Annotated in this window: 13 protein-coding genes; 6 read left to right on the forward strand and 7 right to left on the reverse strand. The window is 73.8% G+C overall.

From position 1 onward, the window contains the following. The first annotated feature begins 86 nt into the window (after positions 1-86). Complete coding sequence (locus tag ABZ497_RS07760) at positions 87-4307, forward strand: NEW3 domain-containing protein (protein WP_359803929.1); 4221 nt, start codon at positions 87-89, stop codon at positions 4305-4307. Continuing rightward, entirely contained in the window at positions 4304-5032 is a 729-nt protein-coding gene (locus tag ABZ497_RS07765) for a hypothetical protein (RefSeq protein ID WP_359803930.1), read from the forward strand. Before ABZ497_RS07760 ends, ABZ497_RS07765 begins: the two co-directional genes overlap by 4 nt. Positions 5033-5045: 13 nt before the next feature. On the opposite strand, the gene ABZ497_RS07770 is transcribed toward ABZ497_RS07765, so the two are convergent. Continuing rightward, complete coding sequence (locus ABZ497_RS07770; RefSeq protein WP_359803931.1) at positions 5046-5405, reverse strand: SgcJ/EcaC family oxidoreductase; 360 nt, start codon at positions 5403-5405, stop codon at positions 5046-5048. Further along, the gene (locus ABZ497_RS07775) at positions 5402-5704 is read right to left on the reverse strand and encodes a muconolactone Delta-isomerase family protein (protein ID WP_329486382.1); all 303 of its coding nucleotides are present in this window, start codon (positions 5702-5704) and stop codon (positions 5402-5404) included. Before ABZ497_RS07775 ends, ABZ497_RS07770 begins: the two co-directional genes overlap by 4 nt. 306 nt (positions 5705-6010) lie before the next feature. Here ABZ497_RS07775 and ABZ497_RS07780 point away from each other — a divergent pair, with 306 nt between their 5' ends. Beyond that, a complete protein-coding gene (locus tag ABZ497_RS07780; RefSeq protein WP_329486381.1) occupies positions 6011-7579 on the forward strand; it encodes an APC family permease in 1569 nt (522 codons plus the stop codon). A gap of 118 nt (positions 7580-7697) precedes the next feature. Beyond that, on the forward strand, positions 7698-7958 hold the full coding sequence (locus ABZ497_RS07785) for a GlsB/YeaQ/YmgE family stress response membrane protein (RefSeq protein WP_329486380.1): 261 nt from the start codon (positions 7698-7700) through the stop codon (positions 7956-7958). Between the two features lie 82 nt (positions 7959-8040). Here ABZ497_RS07785 and ABZ497_RS07790 read toward each other — a convergent pair whose 3' ends face one another. From ABZ497_RS07790 to ABZ497_RS07805, 4 genes are read right to left on the reverse strand one after another with little or no spacing between them, the layout of a single operon-like run. Further along, positions 8041-9381, reverse strand: coding sequence for a GH1 family beta-glucosidase (locus tag ABZ497_RS07790; RefSeq protein ID WP_359804032.1), 1341 nt, complete (start codon positions 9379-9381; stop codon positions 8041-8043). Positions 9382-9416: 35 nt separating this feature from the next. After that, entirely contained in the window at positions 9417-10259 is an 843-nt protein-coding gene (locus tag ABZ497_RS07795; protein ID WP_359803932.1) for a carbohydrate ABC transporter permease, read from the reverse strand. Then, complete coding sequence (locus ABZ497_RS07800; RefSeq protein ID WP_329486378.1) at positions 10256-11176, reverse strand: sugar ABC transporter permease; 921 nt, start codon at positions 11174-11176, stop codon at positions 10256-10258. The genes ABZ497_RS07795 and ABZ497_RS07800 overlap by 4 nt, the downstream gene beginning before the upstream one ends. A gap of 1 nt (position 11177) precedes the next feature. Continuing rightward, a complete protein-coding gene (locus ABZ497_RS07805) occupies positions 11178-12491 on the reverse strand; it encodes an extracellular solute-binding protein (protein ID WP_329486377.1) in 1314 nt (437 codons plus the stop codon). A 145-nt stretch (positions 12492-12636) separates the two neighbouring features. Between ABZ497_RS07805 and ABZ497_RS07810 the strand changes: the two genes are divergently transcribed. After that, positions 12637-13893 carry an ROK family transcriptional regulator gene (locus tag ABZ497_RS07810; protein ID WP_359803933.1) on the forward strand — a complete coding sequence of 419 codons (1257 nt, stop codon included), beginning with the start codon at positions 12637-12639 and terminating at the stop codon, positions 13891-13893. 329 nt (positions 13894-14222) lie between these two features. Next, on the forward strand, positions 14223-16790 hold the full coding sequence (locus tag ABZ497_RS07815) for a discoidin domain-containing protein (protein ID WP_359803934.1): 2568 nt from the start codon (positions 14223-14225) through the stop codon (positions 16788-16790). Positions 16791-16915: 125 nt separating this feature from the next. Here the strand turns inward: ABZ497_RS07815 and ABZ497_RS07820 are convergent, their stop codons facing one another. Continuing rightward, positions 16916-18232, reverse strand: a complete 1317-nt coding sequence (locus tag ABZ497_RS07820) for a cytochrome P450 (protein ID WP_359803935.1) — start codon at positions 18230-18232, stop codon at positions 16916-16918. Between the last annotated feature and the right edge of the window lie 264 nt (positions 18233-18496).

Genomic DNA, 18496 nt, shown 5'->3' on the forward strand with positions numbered 1-18496 from the left:
CCGCCGCGCGCTGACGCGACGGGAATCACCGGACAAGTCCCGGCCCCGGCTCCCGACCCGCTCCGTCTTCCGAAAGGACCCACCCCGTGCCGGTCACCATCACCGCCGTCGAGAGCACGGACCTCTTCACCGGCCCCGAGGACGCGCCGCGCCAGCTGCTGCGCGTGACCCTCGACGGCCCGCCCGCCCGGATCACCGTCACCGGCCCGGGCGTACGCGGCGAGGAGGCCGGCACGGGGCTGGTCGAAGTCCCCCTGGAGATCACCGGCGCCGAGCCCGGGGCCCGGCTCCCGGTCCTGGTGACCGCGGCGACGGACGGCGTCACCGCGACCGCCGAGGCCGTCGTCGAGGCGGCCGAACCCGGCTGGACGATGTACCTGGTCTCGCACTTCCACTACGACCCGGTCTGGTGGAACACCCAGGCCGCCTACACCTCGCCCTGGGAGCTGCTCTCCGCCGACGCGACCACCCGGCCGCTCTGGGAGCGCAACGGCTTCGCGCTCGTCGACGCGCACCTGGACCTCGCGCTGCGTGACCCGGTCTACAGGTTCGTACTCGCCGAAGTCGACTACCTGAAGCCCTACTTCGACCAGCACCCGGAGCGCCGCGCGGCGCTGCGGCTGCTACTGGAGCGCGGTCAGGTGGAACTGGTCGGCGGCACCTACAACGAGCCCAACACCAACCTCACCGGTGCTGAGACCACCATCCGCAACATCGTCTACGGCATCGGCTACCAGCGCGACATCCTCGGCGGCGACCCGCGGACCGCCTGGCAGCTGGACGTGTTCGGCCACGACCCGCAGTTCCCCGGTCACCTCGCGGCCGCCGGGCTCACCGGCAGCGCCTGGGCCCGCGGCCCGTTCCACCAGTGGGGCCCGATCCAGAAGAACTTCCGCGAGGCCAAGGACGACGCCCGGGTGATGCAGTTCCCGAGCGAGTTCGAGTGGATCGCGCCCTCCGGCGACGGCGTGCTCACCCACTACATGCCGCACCACTACTCGGCCGGCTGGTGGATGGACTCCTCCGCCGACCTCGCCACCGCCGAGCAGGCCGTCTACGAGCTGTACCGCAAGCTCAAGCCGGTCGGCGCGACGAAGAACCTGCTGCTGCCCGTCGGCACCGACTACACCCCGCCGAACAAGTGGGTCACCGAGATCCACCGCTCGTGGGCGCGCAAGTACCTCTGGCCGCGGTTCGTCTGTGCCACCCCGCGCGACTTCCTGGACGCCGTCCGCGCCGAGCTGGCCGCCACCGGCCGCCGGCCCAGCCCGCAGACCCGGGACATGAACCCGGTCTACACCGGCAAGGACGTCTCCTACATCGACACCAAGCAGGCCCAGCGGGCCGCCGAGGTCGCCGCCGTCGACGCCGAGAAGCTCGCCACCCTGGCCACCGTGCAGGGGCTGGGCCGCTACCCGGGGGCCGCGCTGGACAAGGTGTGGCGCCACCTCGCCTACGGCGCCCACCACGACGCGATCACCGGCTCGGAGTCCGACCAGGTCTACCTCGACCTGCTCGGCGGCTGGCGCGAGGCGTACGACCTGGCCGCCGACGTCCGGGACCGGTCGCTGGACGCGCTCACCGCCCGGATCGACACCGCCGGCATCGGTTCGGCCGTCCTCGTCACCAACACCCTCTCCTTCGACCGCACCGACCTGGTCGCCGTCCGGCTGCCGCGGGGGCGCTCCCGGGCCGTCCTCGTCCTGGACGACACCGGCGCCGTGGTACCCAGCGCCGTGGACCGGGGCACCCTGCGCTTCCTGGCCGCCGGGGTGCCCGCCCTGGGCTGGCGCACCTGGCGGCTGGTCCCCTCCGCCGACGGGGTCGAGGACACCGCCTGGTCGCGCGCCGCGGGCCACACCGTCGCCAACGCCCGCTACCGGGTGACCGCCGACCCGGCCCGGGGCGGCGGACTGACGTCCATTCAGGATCTGTCGCACGAGAGGGAGTTGATCCAGAGCGGCCGGATCGGCAACGAGCTGCGGGTGTACGAGGAGTACCCGCAGCACCCCGACTTCGGCGAGGGCCCGTGGCACCTCGTCCCCAAGGGGCCCGTCCTCGGCTCCGGCGGGCAGCCGGCGAGCGTGCGCCGCGAGACCGGCCCGCTCGGTGAGCGGCTGGTGATCGCCGGCACCGTGGACGGCGTCCGGTACGAGCAGACCGTCACGCTCTGGCGGGGCGTCGACCGGGTCGACTGCCGGACCAGGGTGGTCGACTTCTCCGGCGCCGACCGCCTGCTGCGGCTGCGCTTCCCGGTCGACCTGCCCGGCGCGCTGCCGGTCAGCGAGGTCGCCGACGCGGTGGTCGGGCGCGGTTTCGCGCTGCCCGACGTGGACTCCGCCGAGGCGCCCTGGACCCTGGACAACCCGGCCAACACCTGGTTCGGCCTGGGCTCCACCGCCCGGATCGCCCTCACCGACCCGGCCGGCGCGCCGCTCGGCGAACGCGCCCTCGGCGTCGCCGAGGTGATCACTCCCGACCTCGACTCCGCCGCCGACGCCCGCGACCTGGTGGTCGCGCTCGCCCGGATCGGCGTCACCGCCACCACCTCCGGCGCCGACTGGGCCCGCTACGGCTGGCTGGACGTCGACTCCAACCTGCCGGACTTCCGGATCGTCCTCGGAGGTCCGGAGGTCAATGCCGCCGCCCGGGAGCTGATCGAGCGGGCGGGGGAGGAGTACGCCACCGTGCTCAAGACGCACGGCGCCGTCTGGGTGCCCGCGCTGACTCCGCTGACCGAGGTCTGGCAGCCCGGCGCCGACCTGCGCGACCTGCGGGCGCTGCCCGCCCTGGTGGTGACCGACCCGGCCGCGCTGGTCCACGACCTCGCCGACGCCCGGATCACCGCCGTCTGCCCCGGAACGCTCCACCCGGCGGAGCGGCTCACCGACCACAGCGTCGGACTGCTGAGCTTCGGCCTGCCCGGTTTCGCGGTCGACGCCACCGGCGCGCTGCACCTCTCGCTGATGCGCTCCTGCACCGGCTGGCCCTCCGGCGTCTGGATCGACCCGCCCCGGCGCACCCTGCCCGACGGCGCGTCCTTCCAACTCCAGCACTGGACACATGAGTTCAGCTACGCGCTGGTCGGCGGCGCGGGGGACTGGCGGGCCCAGGCGCTGCCCGCCCAGGGGCAGGAGTTCAACCACCCGCTGTACGCCCGGATCGCCCCCGCGCGGAGGGGGCCGCTGCCCGCCACCCTCTCCTGGCTGCGGGTCGAACCCGCCCGGGAGGTGCTGCTGGGCACCCTCAAGCCGACCGGCAACCCGATCGCGCACGGCTCGGCCGCCGCCCCGGGCGACGGCCGCCTCACCGTCCGGCTGGTCGAGTCCACCGGCCTGGGCCGCACCGCCACCCTCGGCGGCGCCCTCGGGCTGACCGACCCGCACCGCGCCGACCTGCTGGAACGGCCGCTGGACTCCGTCGACGGGGCCCTGGACCTCGCCGGTTCGCAGATCGCCACCGTGCTGGCCCGGCCGAGCGTGGCCGCCGACCCGGCCGGCCCGGTGCTCGGCGCGGTCGCCGAGGTCGCCCAGCCGGTCCACGCCCGCTACTGGCTGCACAACCGGGGCCCGGCGCCGCTCGGTTACCTCCCGGTGTCGGTCGGCGTCTCGCCCGGCCTGCTGCGGACGGCCGGGCCGGGTGAGCCGGTCGAGCTCTCCGTCGCCCTCTCCTCCCAGCTGCGGGACGCCGCGGTGGAGGGCGCCGCGCTGATCCTGCCCCCCGAGGGCTGGACGGCGAGCCTCGGCGCCCGCCCCTACCGCCTGGAGCCGGGCGGACACCTGCGCTTCCCGGTCACGATCACCCCGCCGGCGGCGGTCGAACCCGGCTTGTACTTCGCCGCCGTCCGGATCACGCACGAGGACCAGCGGATCGAGGACGTCGTCACCCTCGCCGTCGGGGAGCTCCCCGGCTTGCTGCCCGCCCCCGGGGAGACGCCCGAGGACTGGACCGCCGCCCAGGGCACCGAGTCCATGGACGGCCGCGACACCGGTCTCACCGTGACGGTGGCCGAGGAGCGGCTGCGGCTGACCCCCGGCGGCCGGGCCACCCTCGCCGTCCGGCTCGCCAACCGGACCCGCGGCGAGATCCGGGGCGAACTCCAGCTGGTCTCACCCTGGGGGACGTGGGAGGCGGTCGGCGCCCCCGTCCGCGGCTTCACCCTCGCCGCCGGCGCCACCGAGACCGCCGCCTTCGAGCTCGCGGCTCCCGAGGACGCCGAGCCGGGTGCCTCCTGGGTGCTGGCCAAGGTGATGTGGTTCGGCCGCTGCCAGTACTCCCCGGCCGTCGCCCTGGTGGTGGAGCCGTGACCGCCGGGGCCCCGGTGGCCGGCGCCCTCGGTCTGCTCGACGGCCGCCCGCTGCCGCGCACCGAACTCGACCGCCGCCTCGCCGCCCTGCGGTCCGGCCCGCGCTCCGCCGCCCTGCCGCGGCCCGGCAGCTCCGAGGACCGCCAACTCGCCCGCTGGGTCGCCCAGGTGGTGCTGACGGAGGAGCTGTGCTCCACCGTGTGCGCCGAGCGCGGGCTGCCGCTCGGCACCGGCACCCCCGCCCGGCTCGACCAGCAGGCCGCCGTCGAACTCGGTTCGATCACGGCCGCCGCGTACGAGGGCAGCGCGGCCGTCCGGGCGGTCTTCGAGGCCGTCACGGCGGACGTCCGGCCCCGGGCGGACGAGGTGGCCCACTACCGGGCGATGACCGCCGACCGCCCCGCTCCCGCCCTCTGGCGGCTGGGCTTCCCCGACGGCGGCGGCTGCGAGGCCGACCCGGCGACCCTCCCGCTCGCCCTCGCCGACGCCCTCCGCGCCGCCGGGCCGGGCGCCTGGGTCACGGCGGGCGGGTGGACGGCGGCCCTGCTCGCCGTCCACCCGCCGGGGGAGGCGGGCGGCGACCCGGCCCGCGCCGTCCGGGCCGCCGCCCGCCGCGCCGCCTTCGTCCGCTGGCTCGACCGCACCCGCGCCACCCGGCTCACCCTGCTGCCCGGCCTCGAACACCCCGGCGATCCGGCCCAGCCCGACAACCACCACCGGCACTGACGCGGGACCGCCGTCAGGGCAGCAGCGAGACCTGGTAGTGGGCGATGGACCAGCTGTCGCCCGCCCTGCTCAGCAGGACTCCGAGGTTCACGGTCAGCGTCGGCCGGTCGACGAAGGCGAAGTCGACGGCGAGGTAGCCGAGCAGGAGGCCGTCGGTGAGCCGCCTGGTCTCCAGGACGCGGTAGTCGGCCGTCATCCCGGGCGGCTGGGCGGCGTAGTAGGCGGCGACGCCCGGCCGCCCGACGCTGTACGGGTGCAGGCCCTGGAAGACCGCGTCCTCGGTGAAGCAGGCCGCGACCGCCTCGGGCCGATGGGCGTCGACGGCCGCCTTCCAGCGGTCCAGCACGCCCCGCAGCACGGCGGTGTCGCTCATCGGACGCCCTCCGCCCCGGGGTCGCTCGGGTGCGGCGACAGCGGCGTGACGCGGTCGCGCCGCCAGACCCGCAGCGGCATCGAGGCCAGGAGCCGCTCCAGCCGCTCCGCGTCGGGCGCGCTGAACAGCCCCCAGGTGCGCCACTCGCCGGCCGAGAGCGGCGGCCGCCAGAGCCGCAGCAGGCTCCCCTGCGCGGCCAGCTCCCCGGCCCGGACGGCCTCCCGGGCCCGCATCCGCGCCACCTCCTCCTCGCTCGTCCCGTCGGGGACGGTGGTCACCATGTCGACCAGGAACTCCATCGGGAATCGGGATCCTCTCGCTCACTCCTCCGCCGTCGCTCGGCTGCTCGGAGTATCGGCGACCACCCCGACCGCACCCGGCACCGCCACGCGGAGTCGGCGGCCGGGCCGCCCGCGGTCGGCGAGTGCCGGTCGGTGGGGGTGACGCGGCGCCCCGGAGCGGGCCGGGGCGCCCCCAGCTGGGCCGCGCAGGCGCGCAGCGAGCCGGGGAGGGGTGGCGGCAGTATGGTCGGTTCAGGGTGATTTGTCTGACCCCGTGACCGGGCCCGAGGCACTCGGGTGGGTCAGGGGGAGGAGGTGGGACCCATGCCGCACTCCTCCGACGGCCCGGCCCCGGGCGTGGCGCCAGTGGCGACCGGCTCGGGTGCGGGCGAGAAGGGGCTGAAGACCGGTGCGCTCGGTCTGGTCTCCTCGGTCGCCATCGGGCTGGCCTCCACCGCGCCCGCGTACAGCCTCGCCGCGACGCTCGGCATCATCGTGGTGGGGGTGGGGTTCCAGGCGCCGATCGTCACCATCCTGGCGTTCATCCCGATGCTGATGATCGCGTACGCGTACAAGGAGCTGAACGCCTCCGATCCGGACTGCGGCACCACCTTCACCTGGGCCGCCCGGGCGTTCGGGCCGCGCACCGGCTGGATGGGCGGCTGGGGGATCATCGTCGCCGACATCATCGTGATGGCGAACCTGGCGCAGATCGCGGGCGTGTACGGGTTCCGGCTGGTGGGGCTGGACTCGCTCGCCGACAGCACGGTCTGGACGTCGATCGCCGGCGTGGTCTGGATCGTCGTGATGACGGCGATCTGCTACGTCGGGATCGAGATCTCCGCCGCCCTGCAGCGCTGGCTGCTGTCGATCGAGGTGGTGATGCTGGTCGTGCTGTCGGTCACCGCCCTGGTCAAGGCCTACGGCAGCGGTGCGCCCGCCACGGCGGCCCACGTCAGCGCCTCCTGGTTCAACCCCTTGGACATCCCCTCGGCCGGTGCCTTCACGGCCGGGATGCTCGCCGCGGTGTTCATCTACTGGGGCTGGGACACCGCCGTCTCGGTCAACGAGGAGACCGCCGACGCGAAGCGCACCCCGGGGCGGGCGGCCGTCATCTCCACCGTGCTGCTGCTGTTGATCTACACCCTGGTGTCCACCTCGGCGCTGTCGTTCGCGGGGATCGGCACCGAGGGCATCGGACTGGGCAACGAGGAGAACTCCGGGGACGTGCTGTCCGGCCTCGGTGACGCGGTGTTCGGCACGGCGGGCTTCGGCGGGTTCCTCAGCAAGCTGCTGATCTTCATGGTGCTGACCTCGGCGGCGGCCTCCACCCAGACCACCATCCTGCCCACCGCCCGGACCGCCTTCTCGATGGCCGCGCACAGGGCCGTGCCCGCCGCGTTCGGCCGGGTGCACCCCCGCCACCGCACCCCGACCTGGTCGACCGTCGGCATGGGCCTGGCGTCGATCGCCTTCTACGTCCTGCTGACCGCGATCAGCGGCAACGTCCTGGCCGACTCGATCGCCTCGGTGGGGCTCGGCATCGCCTTCTACTACGGCCTGACCGGCTTCGCCTGCGTCTGGTACTACCGGCGGGTGCTGACCAGGAGCGTCAAGGACTTCGTCTTCAAGGGGCTCGTCCCGCTGCTGGGCGGCGTGGTGCTGCTGTACTTCTTCTGCTACGCCGCGTTCGACGTCTACGCGGCCGCCGACTACGGGGCGACCTCGATCGATCTGCCGCTCATCGGCGAGACCGGCGGGGTGACCGTGATCGGCATCGGCGCCCTGCTGCTGGGCGGTGTGCTGATGCTGGTCCAGTGGGCCGTGCAGGGCTCCTGGTTCCGCCACCCGGACGTGCCGGTGAGCGCCGCCGACCCGGTCGACGCGCCGTAGCCTCCCCGGGGCGCGGCCGGCTCGCGGGCGACCCAGGAATGAAGCGGGGCCGGCGGGGCAGGCGGAGGGCGCCCCGGTCGACCGGCCGGGAGCCCGGCCCACAGGGAGGTTGTTCCCCATGACGCTGATCTGGGCGCTCGTCGTCGGACTCGTCGTCGGTCTGCTCGCCAAGCTGGTACTGCCGGGCCGTCAGCCCGTTCCGCTCTGGCTGACGGTACTGCTGGGGCTGGTGGGCGCACTGCTCGGCAATCTGCTCGCCTCGGCGGTCGGCGTGCGGCACACGGACGGGGTCGACTGGATACGCCACCTGCTCCAGGTGGCCGCGGCCGCCGTGCTGATCTCCGCCGTCACCCCGGCCTACCTGGGACGGCGCCACTGACGCGGCCGACGGGGCGGTGCGGGGGCAGGGGTGCACCCGAGGGGCGCGGACCGATTCGGCCCGCGCCCCTCGGGTGTCGGCGTCAGCGCCCCCGGTGGGCGGTGATCAGGTCGGCGTAGCGCCGGCCGCTGGTCTTGACCGTCCGCCGCTGGGTCGCGTAGTCGACGTGGACGAGGCCGAAGCGCTTGTCGTAGCCGTACGCCCACTCGAAGTTGTCCAGCAGCGACCAGGCGAAGTACCCGGCCAGCGGGGCACCCTGGGCGGTGGCCCGGGCGCAGGCGGCCAGGTGCTGCTCCAGGTAGGCGGTGCGCTCCGGGTCGTGGACGCTGCCGTCGGGGCCGACGGTGTCGCGGTAGGCGGAACCGTTCTCGGTGACGTAGATCCGCCGCGCGCCGTACTCGCGGGTGAGGCGCAGCAGCAGCTCCTCCAGCCCGGGGGCGTGCACCTCCCACGGCATCGCGGTCCGCTCGGGGCCGGGGCCGGGCAGCTGGCGGAAGTGCGGGGCGGGGCCGGTCGGGTCGTCGGCGACGATCTGGCGGAAGTAGTAGTTCAGGCCGATCCAGTCCAGCGGGGCCCCGATGAGGTCGAGGTCGCCGTCGCGCACCGGCAGGTCGACGCCGTAGGCCCGCACCATGTCCTCGGGGTAGCCGCGGCCGAGGACCGGGTCCAGCCACCAGCGGTTGATGTGGCCGTCGGCGCGGACGGCGGCGGCCCGGTCGGCCTCGGAGTCGGTGGCGGCGGTCACCGGGCTGAGGTTGTTGACGATGCCGATCCGGGCCCCGGCGACGTTCTCGCGCAGCACCTGGACGGCCAGGCCGTGGGCGAGGTGCAGGTGGTAGGAGGCCCGGACGGCCGCGGTGAGGTCGGTCAGGCCGGGGGCCATCGCCCCGTCCAGGTGGCCGATCCAGGCGGAGCAGAGCGGTTCGTTGAGGGTCGCCCAGTCGGTCACCCGGTCGCCGAGCCGGGCCGCCACCGCGGCGGTGTACTCGGCGAAGCGCTCGGCGGTCTCCCGGACGGGCCAGCCGCCGCGGTCCTGCTGGGCCTGCGGGAGGTCCCAGTGGTAGAGCGTCGGGAAGGGCGTGATGCCGGCGGCCAGCAGGGCGTCCACGAGGCGGTCGTAGAAGTCCAGACCGGCGGTGTTGACCTCGTCGTCGGCGAGCGGCACCACCCGGGGCCAGGCGATCGAGAACCGGTAGGCGTCGAGGCCGAGCCGCTTCATCAGCGCGACGTCCTCGGGCCAGCGCCGGTAGTGGTCGCAGGCGGTGTCGCCGGTGTCGCCCCCGGCGACCTTGCCGGGGGTGTGCGAGAAGGTGTCCCAGATGGACGGTGCGCGGCCGTCGGCGTCCACCGCCCCCTCGATCTGGTAGGCGGCGGTGGCCGCGCCCCAGAGGAAGTCGTCGGGGAGGGCGCTGAGGTCGTTCACGGCGAGCCTTTCGCTCAAGGGGAGGTCGGGGAGGGTCACTTGACGGCTCCGGCGGTGAGCCCGGCGACCAGGTAGCGCTGGAGCAGCAGGAAGCCGGCGACCACGGGCACGCTCACCACCAGGGAGGCGGCCATCACCTGGTTCCAGTACACGTCGCTGAGGGTCGCGTAGCCGCGCAGGCCGACGGCGAGGGTGCGGGTCTCGTCGTCGGTGAGCACGGAGGCGAACAGCACCTCGCCCCAGGCGGTCATGAAGGCGTACACCGCGACCGCCACGATGCCGGGCACGGCCGCCGGGACGATGATCCGCAGCAGCGCCTGGACCGGCCCGCAGCCGTCGACCAGGGCGGCCTCGTCGAGGTCGCGCGGGATGGAGTCGAAGTAGCCGACCAGCATCCAGATCGAGAACGGCAGCGAGAAGGTGAGGTAGGTCAGGATCAGGCCGCCCCGGCTGCCGTAGAGCGCCACCCCGGTCGCGTTGCCGACGTTGACGAAGATCAGGAAGAGCGGCAGCAGGAAGAGGATGCCCGGGAACATCTGGGTGGAGAGCACGGTGACGGTGAACAGCCGGCGGCCGCGGAAGCGGTAGCGGCTCACCGCGTAGGCGGCGAGGATCGCGACCAGCACCGAGAGCACGGTGGCGCCGCCCGCCACGATCAGCGAGTTCACCAGGTACCGGCCGAGCGGGATGGTGCGCCAGATGTCCAGGTAGGGCCGGAGGGTGACGGTGCTCGGGATCCACCGGAACGGTCCCTGGACGTCCTGCAGCGGCTTCAGCGAGCTGCTGAGCATCACCAGGACGGGCGCGGCCGCGAAGAGGGCTAGCGCGGTCAGCAGGATCCGGCGGATCCAGCGGAAGGACGCGGGCGGGCCGATCATTGCGCATCCCTTCGGCGCGAGGTGAGCAGCAGGTAGCCGGAGGTCACCAGCAGCAGGAAGAGCAGCAGCAGGACCGACATCGCGGAGCCCGCGCCGAAGTTCCAGGTGACGAAGGAGGACTGGTAGATGTGGACCGAGATCAGGTCCGCCGCCTCCGGCGCCGACCGGCCGAACAGCACGTACGGCGTGTTGAAGTCGTTGAACGTCCAGAGGAACAGCACCAGGACGAGCACCAGGTTGACCGGGCGCAGCGAGGGCAGGGTGATCCGGCGGATCTGCTGCCGGACACCGGCGCCGTCCAGGGCGGCGGCCTCGTAGAGCTCGCGCGGGATGTTCTGCAGGCCCGCGGTGAGGGTGAGGAAGGCGAACGGCCAGCTGCGCCAGACCGAGACGGTGACCAGGGCGGTGAAGCTGTTGTCGCCGAGCAGCCAGAACGGCTTGTCGTCGACCAGGTGGAGCTGGTCGTGCAGCACATGGTTGATCAGGCCGGTGTCCCGTTGGAACATGAACGACCAGGTGATGACGGCGGCGTAGACCGGCAGCGCGTACGGGAGCAGGAACAGGGCGCGCAGCAGGCCGCGGCCGCGGAAGGTGTCCTGCATCATGATCGCGGCGGCGGTGCCGAGCAGCCAGGAGAGGCCGACGGCCAGGGCGGTGAAGGCGCAGGTGACCCAGAAGGAGTGCAGCAGGGCCCGGCCGACGGGGGCGTGGAAGTCCACCGCCATCCGGTAGTTGGCGAGACCCGCCCAGGGGGCGGCGGTCCAGTCCCGGAGGAAGAACTGGGTGAGCTGTTTGAAGCTCATCACGATGCCGACCACCATCGGCACCAGGTGGATGAGCAGTTCGAGCACGAGGGCGGGGAGCAGCAGCAGGTACGGCAGCGCGCTGCGACGGGGGAGGAGGCGCTTGCGGATCACTTCACTTGGCCGGCATCTGCTGCTGGGCCTTGGTGAGTTCGGCCTTCACGGACTCGTCGGTGACGGCCTTGCCGCCGGCGGCCGCGGCGAGCAGGTTCTTCACGGCGGTGCCGACCAGGGTCTCGAACTGGCTCTCGTCCGCGACCTGCGGGAGCGGTTGGGCGCTCGTCGAGAGGACGTCGGTGAGGGCCTTGAGCTCGGGGGTGGCGAAGGCCGGATCGGCCTGGGCGTCCTTGACCGGCGGGATGGAGCCGTACGTCCGGTTGAGCTGGGTCTGCTCCTCGGTGCCGGTCATGAACTTGACGAAGGAGAGCGCGCCGTCGGTGTTCCTGGTGTTCTTGAACACGGCCAGGTTGATGCCGGCGACCATCGAGGTGGTGGCGCGTCCGCCGGTGGCGCCGGCCGGGACGGGGACGGGGGCGACGCCGTAGTCCTCGGGGTTCATGCCGTGGGACTTGAGGTTGGCGCCGGCGGCCTGCCACATCAGCATGGCGGCCTTGCCGGTGGCGAAGTCGGTGACGGACTGGTTGTTGGCGTACTCGGCGTTGCCGGGCGCGGCGATCTTCTCGGTGCCGAGCAGGCCGACGTACTGTTTGACGGCGGCGACGGCGCCCGGGCTGTCGAAGGCGGGCTTGCCGGCCGCGTCGAAGAAGTCGGTGCCCTGCTGCTTGGCGAGGACGAAGGCGTGGTGGACGTTCTCGGAGACGTTGCCGCCCTCCAGGGCGATGCCGTGACGGTCGCCGGTGGTGAGTTTCTTCCCGTCGGCGACCAGCTCCTCCCAGGTGGCCGGGGGCTTGTCGAGGCCGGCCTCGGCGAAGAGCTTCTTGTTGTAGTACAGGCCGTAGGCCATCGAGTACAGCGGGACGGCGGCCGGGTCCTGGCCGGGGGCGCCGGCCGAGGCGAGCGCGGCGGGCAGGAAGCGCTCCTTGCCGCCGATCCTGCTGAGAGCGGCCGCGTCGAAGGGGAGCAGCGCGCCGGTGGCCTGGAGCGAGGCGGACCAGGTGTTGCCGATGTTCAGCACGTCGGGGCCCTGGCCGGAGCTGGTGGCGGCGAGGATCCGGTTGAGCAGGTCGGCCCAGGGGATGACCTCCAGCTTGACCTTGATGCCGGTCTGCTGCTCGAACTTCCTGAGTTCCGGCTCCAGGACCTGCCGGTCGTTCTCCAGACTGGTGCCCTGGTTGGAGGCCCAGTAGGTGAGCGTGCCGGGGCTGCTGTTGTCTCCGCCGCCGGACGTGGAACCGCCGCCGCAGGCGGTGGCGGTGAGGACCAGGGTGGCGACCAGGGCGGTGGCCGCGGCGACTCGACTGATGGGCATGACCGATTGCCCCTCTCGGGCGGGGTGGGCGGGTTCGGGTGAAGTACCTTGATGGAATGCTTACTTCAGGCCGTGATTTAACGTGTGAGAAAAGCTTCCGTCAAGGGTTCGGACAGCGATAGATTCGGATCAGGAGGGAGATGCCATGACCGAGCGAGGCAAGAAGACGGTGCGTGACCTGCGCAGGGGCAGCCGGTCGGCGCTGCTGCGGCGGCTGTACTTCGACGGGCCGCTCAGCCGGCAGGAGCTCGGCGTGATCACCGGGCTCAGCGCCGGTTCGATCAGCAACGTGACCGGCGAGCTGCTCGCCGACGGGCTGATCGAGGAGTGCGGCTCGGTGGAGTCGGACGGCGGCCGCCCCCGGATCCTGCTCCGGGTCGCCGCCGGGCGGGCCCGGCTGGTCGGCGTGGACGTCGGGGAGACGCAGGTCAGGGTCGCCCTGTTCGACCTGGCCCGGACCGAACTGGCCGCCAGCGACCGGCCGCTCTCCGACTGCGGCCACGACGTGGACCACGTGGTGGAGCTGATCCTGTCCGGACTGGCCGAGGTGCTGGAGCGCACCGGCACCGATCCGGCGACCGTGCTCGGCGTCGGCATCGGCGTCCCGGGCATCGTCGACCAGGGCGACCCGGCTCCGGACGGCCTCGGGATCGTCGTGCACAGCCAGACCGTCGGCTGGGAGGGCGTCCCGCTCGGCCGGCTGCTGAGAGCCGGTACCGACCTGCCGCTGTTCGTCGACAACGGCGCCAAGACGCTCGGCCAGGCCGAGATGTGGTTCGGCGCCGGGCGCGGGGTCCGGCACGCGGTGATCGCGCTGTTCGGCTCCGGGGTCGGCGCCTGCGTGATCGCCGACGGCGTGCGCTTCCGCGGCGCCACCAGCAGCGCCGGCGAGTGGGGCCACACCAAGGTGCATGTCGGCGGCCGGCGCTGCCGGTGCGGCGCGCGCGGCTGCCTGGAGGCGTACGTCGGCGCCGAGGCGCTGGTCGAGCGGTGGGGCGCGGCGCCGCCCGGCGGCGGCGAGAAGGCCGGGCTGGCCGCGCTGCTGGCGGCCGCCGAGGCGGGCGAGCCGGCGGCCACCGGGCTGCTGGCCGAGGCGGCGGAGTACCTGGGCGCGGCGATCGCGGACCTGGTCAACCTGTTCAACCCCGAGCGGATCGTGATCGGCGGCTGGGCGGGGCTGCTGCTGGGCCCCCGGCTGCTGCCCGCGATCCGCGCCGCCGCCACCGAGTACGCGCTGCGGTTCCCCCGGGAGCAGACCTCGATCGTGCTCGGCATGCTCGGGCCGGAGGCGGTCACCGTCGGCGCGGCGACCCTGCCGCTGACCGACTTCCTGGACTCCGGCGGGGAGTTCCCGCGTCGCGCCGAACCGCGGGCCCGGGAGGTGCGGGCCACTCCCGCCTGACCTGGCTTCTTCCGCTGATCCGTTGGCACACCAGCAAGTTCACGGTGTGAGGAAAGTCGGCGCGAAGGGTTGACACCCCCGATCGGCAGCCCCGAGACTCCCGGTCGGGGGCGCTCCCCGAGCCCGGACGACGGGCCGGTGGCGCTCCGTCGGACCTCCGGCGGCCGTCCACCCGTGCCCGGCCGGCCACCACCTGCCGAGCCCGGCCGGCCGGCCGTCGACCGCTGACCGCCCGGCCGCCCCGCCGTTCCCCCACGCCCGGTACCTGCGCCGCACCGGGTGCGGGGCGCGCCCCCACACCCCACCCACCCCCACCGCAGGAGAAGCCCATGAGGCTCGCTTCAGCACGCCCCCGCAGGGCCCCGGCCGCACTGGCCGGCCTCGCCCTGCTCTCGGGCGCCGTCCTGGCGCTGCCCGCGCCGGCCGCCCACGCCGCCGACGCCCTGATCTCCCAGGGCCGGGCGGTCACCGCCTCGTCCACCGAGAACGGCGCCACCCCGGCCGCCTACGCCGTCGACGGATCCACCGGCACCCGCTGGTCGTCCGCGGCGAGCGACCAGCAGTGGCTCCAGGTCGACCTCGGCGCCAGTGCCGCGCTCACCAAGGTGGTGCTCACCTGGGAGGCGGCGTACGGCCGTGCGTACCAGATCCAGGTCTCGGACGACGGATCGAGCTGGCGGACGCTCTACAGCACCACCACCGGTACCGGCGGCACCGAGACGCTCGCCGTCTCCGGCAGCGGCCGCTACGTCCGGATGAACGGCCTGGCCCGGGGCACCGGATACGGCTACTCGCTCTGGGAGTTCCAGGTCTACGGCGCCTTCACCCCCGGCGGCGCCGACTGCGGCAGCACCGACGCCGCCCAGGGCCGGCCCGCCACCGCCTCGTCCGCGGAGAACGCCGGCACGGCGGCCGGCAACGCCGTCGACGGCGACCCGGGCACCCGCTGGTCCTCCGCGGCGAGCGACCAGCAGTGGCTCCAGGTCGACCTCGGCTCGGTCCGCCCGCTCTGCCGGGTCGTCCTGAACTGGGAGGCGGCGTACGGGCGTTCCTACCAGCTCCAGACCTCGGACGACGGATCGAGCTGGCGGACGCTGTACGCCACCGCGACCGGTACCGGCGGCACCGAGACGCTCGCCGTCTCCGGCAGCGGCCGCTACGTCCGGATGAACGGGCAGGCCCGCGGCACCGCCTGGGGATACTCGCTCTGGGACTTCCGGGTCAACACCACCGACGGGCCGACCGTGCCGCCGGTCCAGGGCGGCGGCGACCTCGGCCCCAACGTGCTGGTCTTCGACCCCGCCACCCCCGGGATCCAGGCCAAGGTCGACGCGGTCTTCCACCAGCAGGAGGCCAACCAGTTCGGCAGCGAGCGCTACGCGCTGCTGTTCAAGCCGGGCACCTACAACAACCTCAACGCGCAGCTCGGCTTCTACACCTCGATCGCCGGCCTCGGCCTGAAGCCGGACGACACCACCATCAACGGCGATGTCACGGTGGACGCCGGCTGGTTCAACGGCAACGCGACGCAGAACTTCTGGCGCTCCGCCGAGAACCTCGCGCTCAACCCGGTCAACGGCACCGACCGCTGGGCGGTCGCCCAGGCGGCGCCGATGCGCCGGATGCACGTCAAGGGCGGCCTCAACCTGTCGCCCGACGGCTACGGCTGGGCCAGCGGCGGCTACATCGCCGACAGCCGGATCGACGGCACCGTCGGCAACTACTCCCAGCAGCAGTGGTACACCCGGGACAGCGCGGTCGGCGGCTTCTCCAACGGGGTCTGGAACCAGGTGTTCTCCGGCGTGCAGGGCGCCCCGGCGCAGGGCTTCCCCAACCCGCCCTACACCACGCTCGACAGCACACCGGTCTCCCGCGAGAAGCCGTTCCTCTACCTGGACGGCAACGACTACAAGGTGTTCGTCCCGGCCAAGCGGACCGACGCCCGCGGCGTCTCCTGGGACGGTACCCCGCAGGGCGGTTCGCGGCCGCTCAGCCAGTTCTACGTGGTCAAGCCGGGTGCCACCGCGGCGACCATCAACGCGGCGCTGGCCCAGGGGCTCGACCTGCTCTTCACCCCCGGCGTGTACCACGTCGACCGGCCGATCGAGGTGAACCGGCCCGACACCGTGGTGCTCGGCCTCGGCCTGGCCACCGTCGTCCCGGACAACGGGGTGACGGCGATCAAGGTGGCCGACGTCGACGGCGTCCGGCTCGCCGGTCTGCTGGTCGACGCCGGAGCGGTCAACTCGCCCTCCCTGGTGCAGATCGGGCCGGACAACGCCGCCGCCGACCACGCGGCCGACCCGACCACCCTCCAGGACGTGTTCATCCGGGTCGGCGGCGCCGGCCCCGGCTCCGCCACCGCCGGGATCGTGGTCAACAGTGACGACGTGATCGTCGACCACAGCTGGATCTGGCGGGCCGACCACGGCGCCGGGGTCGGCTGGACCACCAACCCCTCCGACTACGGCCTGCTGGTGCGCGGGGACGACGTGCTCGCCACCGGCCTGTTCGTGGAGCACTTCAAGAAGTACGACGTCGAGTGGTCCGGCGAGCGCGGCCGGACGGTCTTCTTCCAGAACGAGAAGGCGTACGACGCGCCGAACCAGGCGGCCGTGCAGAACGGCGCGACCAAGGGCTTCGCGGCCTACAAGGTCGACGATGGCGTGACCACCCACGAGGGCTGGGGCCTCGGCAGCTACTGCTACTTCAACGTGGACCCGACCATCCGGATGGACCACGGCTTCGAGGTCCCGGTCCGGCCCGGGGTGCGCCTGCACGACCTGTCGGTGGTCTCGCTCGGCGGCAACGGCCAGTACGAGCACGTGGTCAACGGCACCGGTGGCGCGACCTCCGGCACCGCCACCGTCCCGTCCACCGTGGTCGCCTTCCCCTGACCGGTCCCTGACCCGACCCTGACCCGGCCCTGAACGCCCTGACGGCCCCTGAACTGACCGGCCCTGCACTGACCGTCTCCGACCGGCCGTCCCCGACGGTCGCCCCGCAGGCCGGCCCGCCCCGGTCACGCTCCCGCGAGCGTGGCCGGGGCGGGCCCGTCGGGCCGGACGGTGATCCCGTACGCGGAGCCGGTGGGGACGGCGAGCAGCCGCGGGCTGTGCTCCAGCAGGAGTTCGACCAGGGCGGTGGTCTCCCGCACGGCGAACTGGGTGCCCAGGCAGGCGCGCGCGCCGAGCCCGAAGGGGTAGTAGGCGCCCAGGTGGGCGGGCTTGCGGCCGGGGGAGGTGAACCGGGCCGGGTCGAAGCGCTCCGGGTCGGGCCACAACTCCGCGTCCCGGTGGGTCAGATAGGGGCAGACCAGCAGGTCCGTACCGGCCTCGATCCGGTGGCCCGCCAGGGTGTCGGCCTCCGCCGCGTGCCGGGGCAGGATCCAGGCGGAGGGGTAGAGCCGCAGGGTCTCGCTGACCAGCGCCTGCACCGCCTCGCGCCGCCCGGCCGAGCCCTCGGGGCCGGCCGCCAGCGCCCACGCGCGGGCCCCGGGGTTCCCGTCGAGCAACAGGAAGAGCCAGGTCAGTGTGGTGGCGGTGGTCTCGTGCCCGGCGACCAGCAGGGTCACCAGCTCGTCGCGGATCAACCGGTCGGTGTACTCGGGGTGTTCGTCGGCGGCCTCGACCAGCACCCGGAGCAGGCCGTCGCCCGCCGGGTCGCGCCGGGCGGCGTCGATCGCGGCGTGCGCGACGGCGTCGATCCTGGCCAGGTCCTCGGCGACCGCGTCCCGGGCGTCGGCGCCGTCCGCGGGCAGCGTCGGCAGCGCGGCCACCACCCGCGCCACCGACGCGAGTTCGCGGTCGGTCCGGTCGTCCAGCGGGCGGCCGGTGAGGGCGCGCCAGATGGTGTCGAGGGCGAAGTGCCGCATCTCCTCGCCGAGGTCGAAGCGCTCGCCGGTGCGGGCGTACCCGGCCCAGCGGTCGGCGGCGCGGCGGGCGGCCTCGGCGATCCGCCGCTCGTAGCGGCGCATCCCCGGTCCGGTGAACTGGGACTGTAGCATCCGCCGTTGGCGCTTCCAGGCCTCTCCGGTGGCGGACAGGACGCCCTCGCCGGCCAGCATCCGGGCCCGGTGGGAGCGCTTGACGTAGCGGTCCGGGTGCCGCCCGAGCACGTGCTGCACCGCCTCCGGATCGGTGACCAGCACGGTGGGGGCCGGTCCGAGCCGGAACGCCGCGACGCCGCCCAGCTCCCGGTGGGCGAGCGCGAGCAGCTCGACCAGCTCGGACCCCTCGGCCCGCCACCGGGTGACGGCCTCGGCCGGCAGTTCGGGAACGGGCCGGGCGGCCCCGTCGGCGGGCGGCGGGACGGGGACGGGGTGGGCTTCGGTGGCCACGGCGCTTCTCCTCTGCCGGCACGGTCGACTGCTGGGCGGGGCACGGGCCCCGGCCTGACTGTACGTCAGCGCACGGTCACCGCGCGCCGCCCTGCCGCCGGGCGTAGGTGTTGCGGGCCCCGGCCGCACCGCCGGGGCCCGCAACGACGGCGGGGTTCCGATCCGCCCGGACGGCAGTGCCGACCGGATCGGGTGCCGACCGGGGCCGCACCCCGTCGTGCGCCCGGTGACCCCCGCCGAACAGACGGCCGGGCCGCGGTTCGT

Source organism: Kitasatospora sp. NPDC005751, from assembly GCF_040630835.1.
Taxonomy (GTDB): domain Bacteria; phylum Actinomycetota; class Actinomycetes; order Streptomycetales; family Streptomycetaceae; genus Kitasatospora.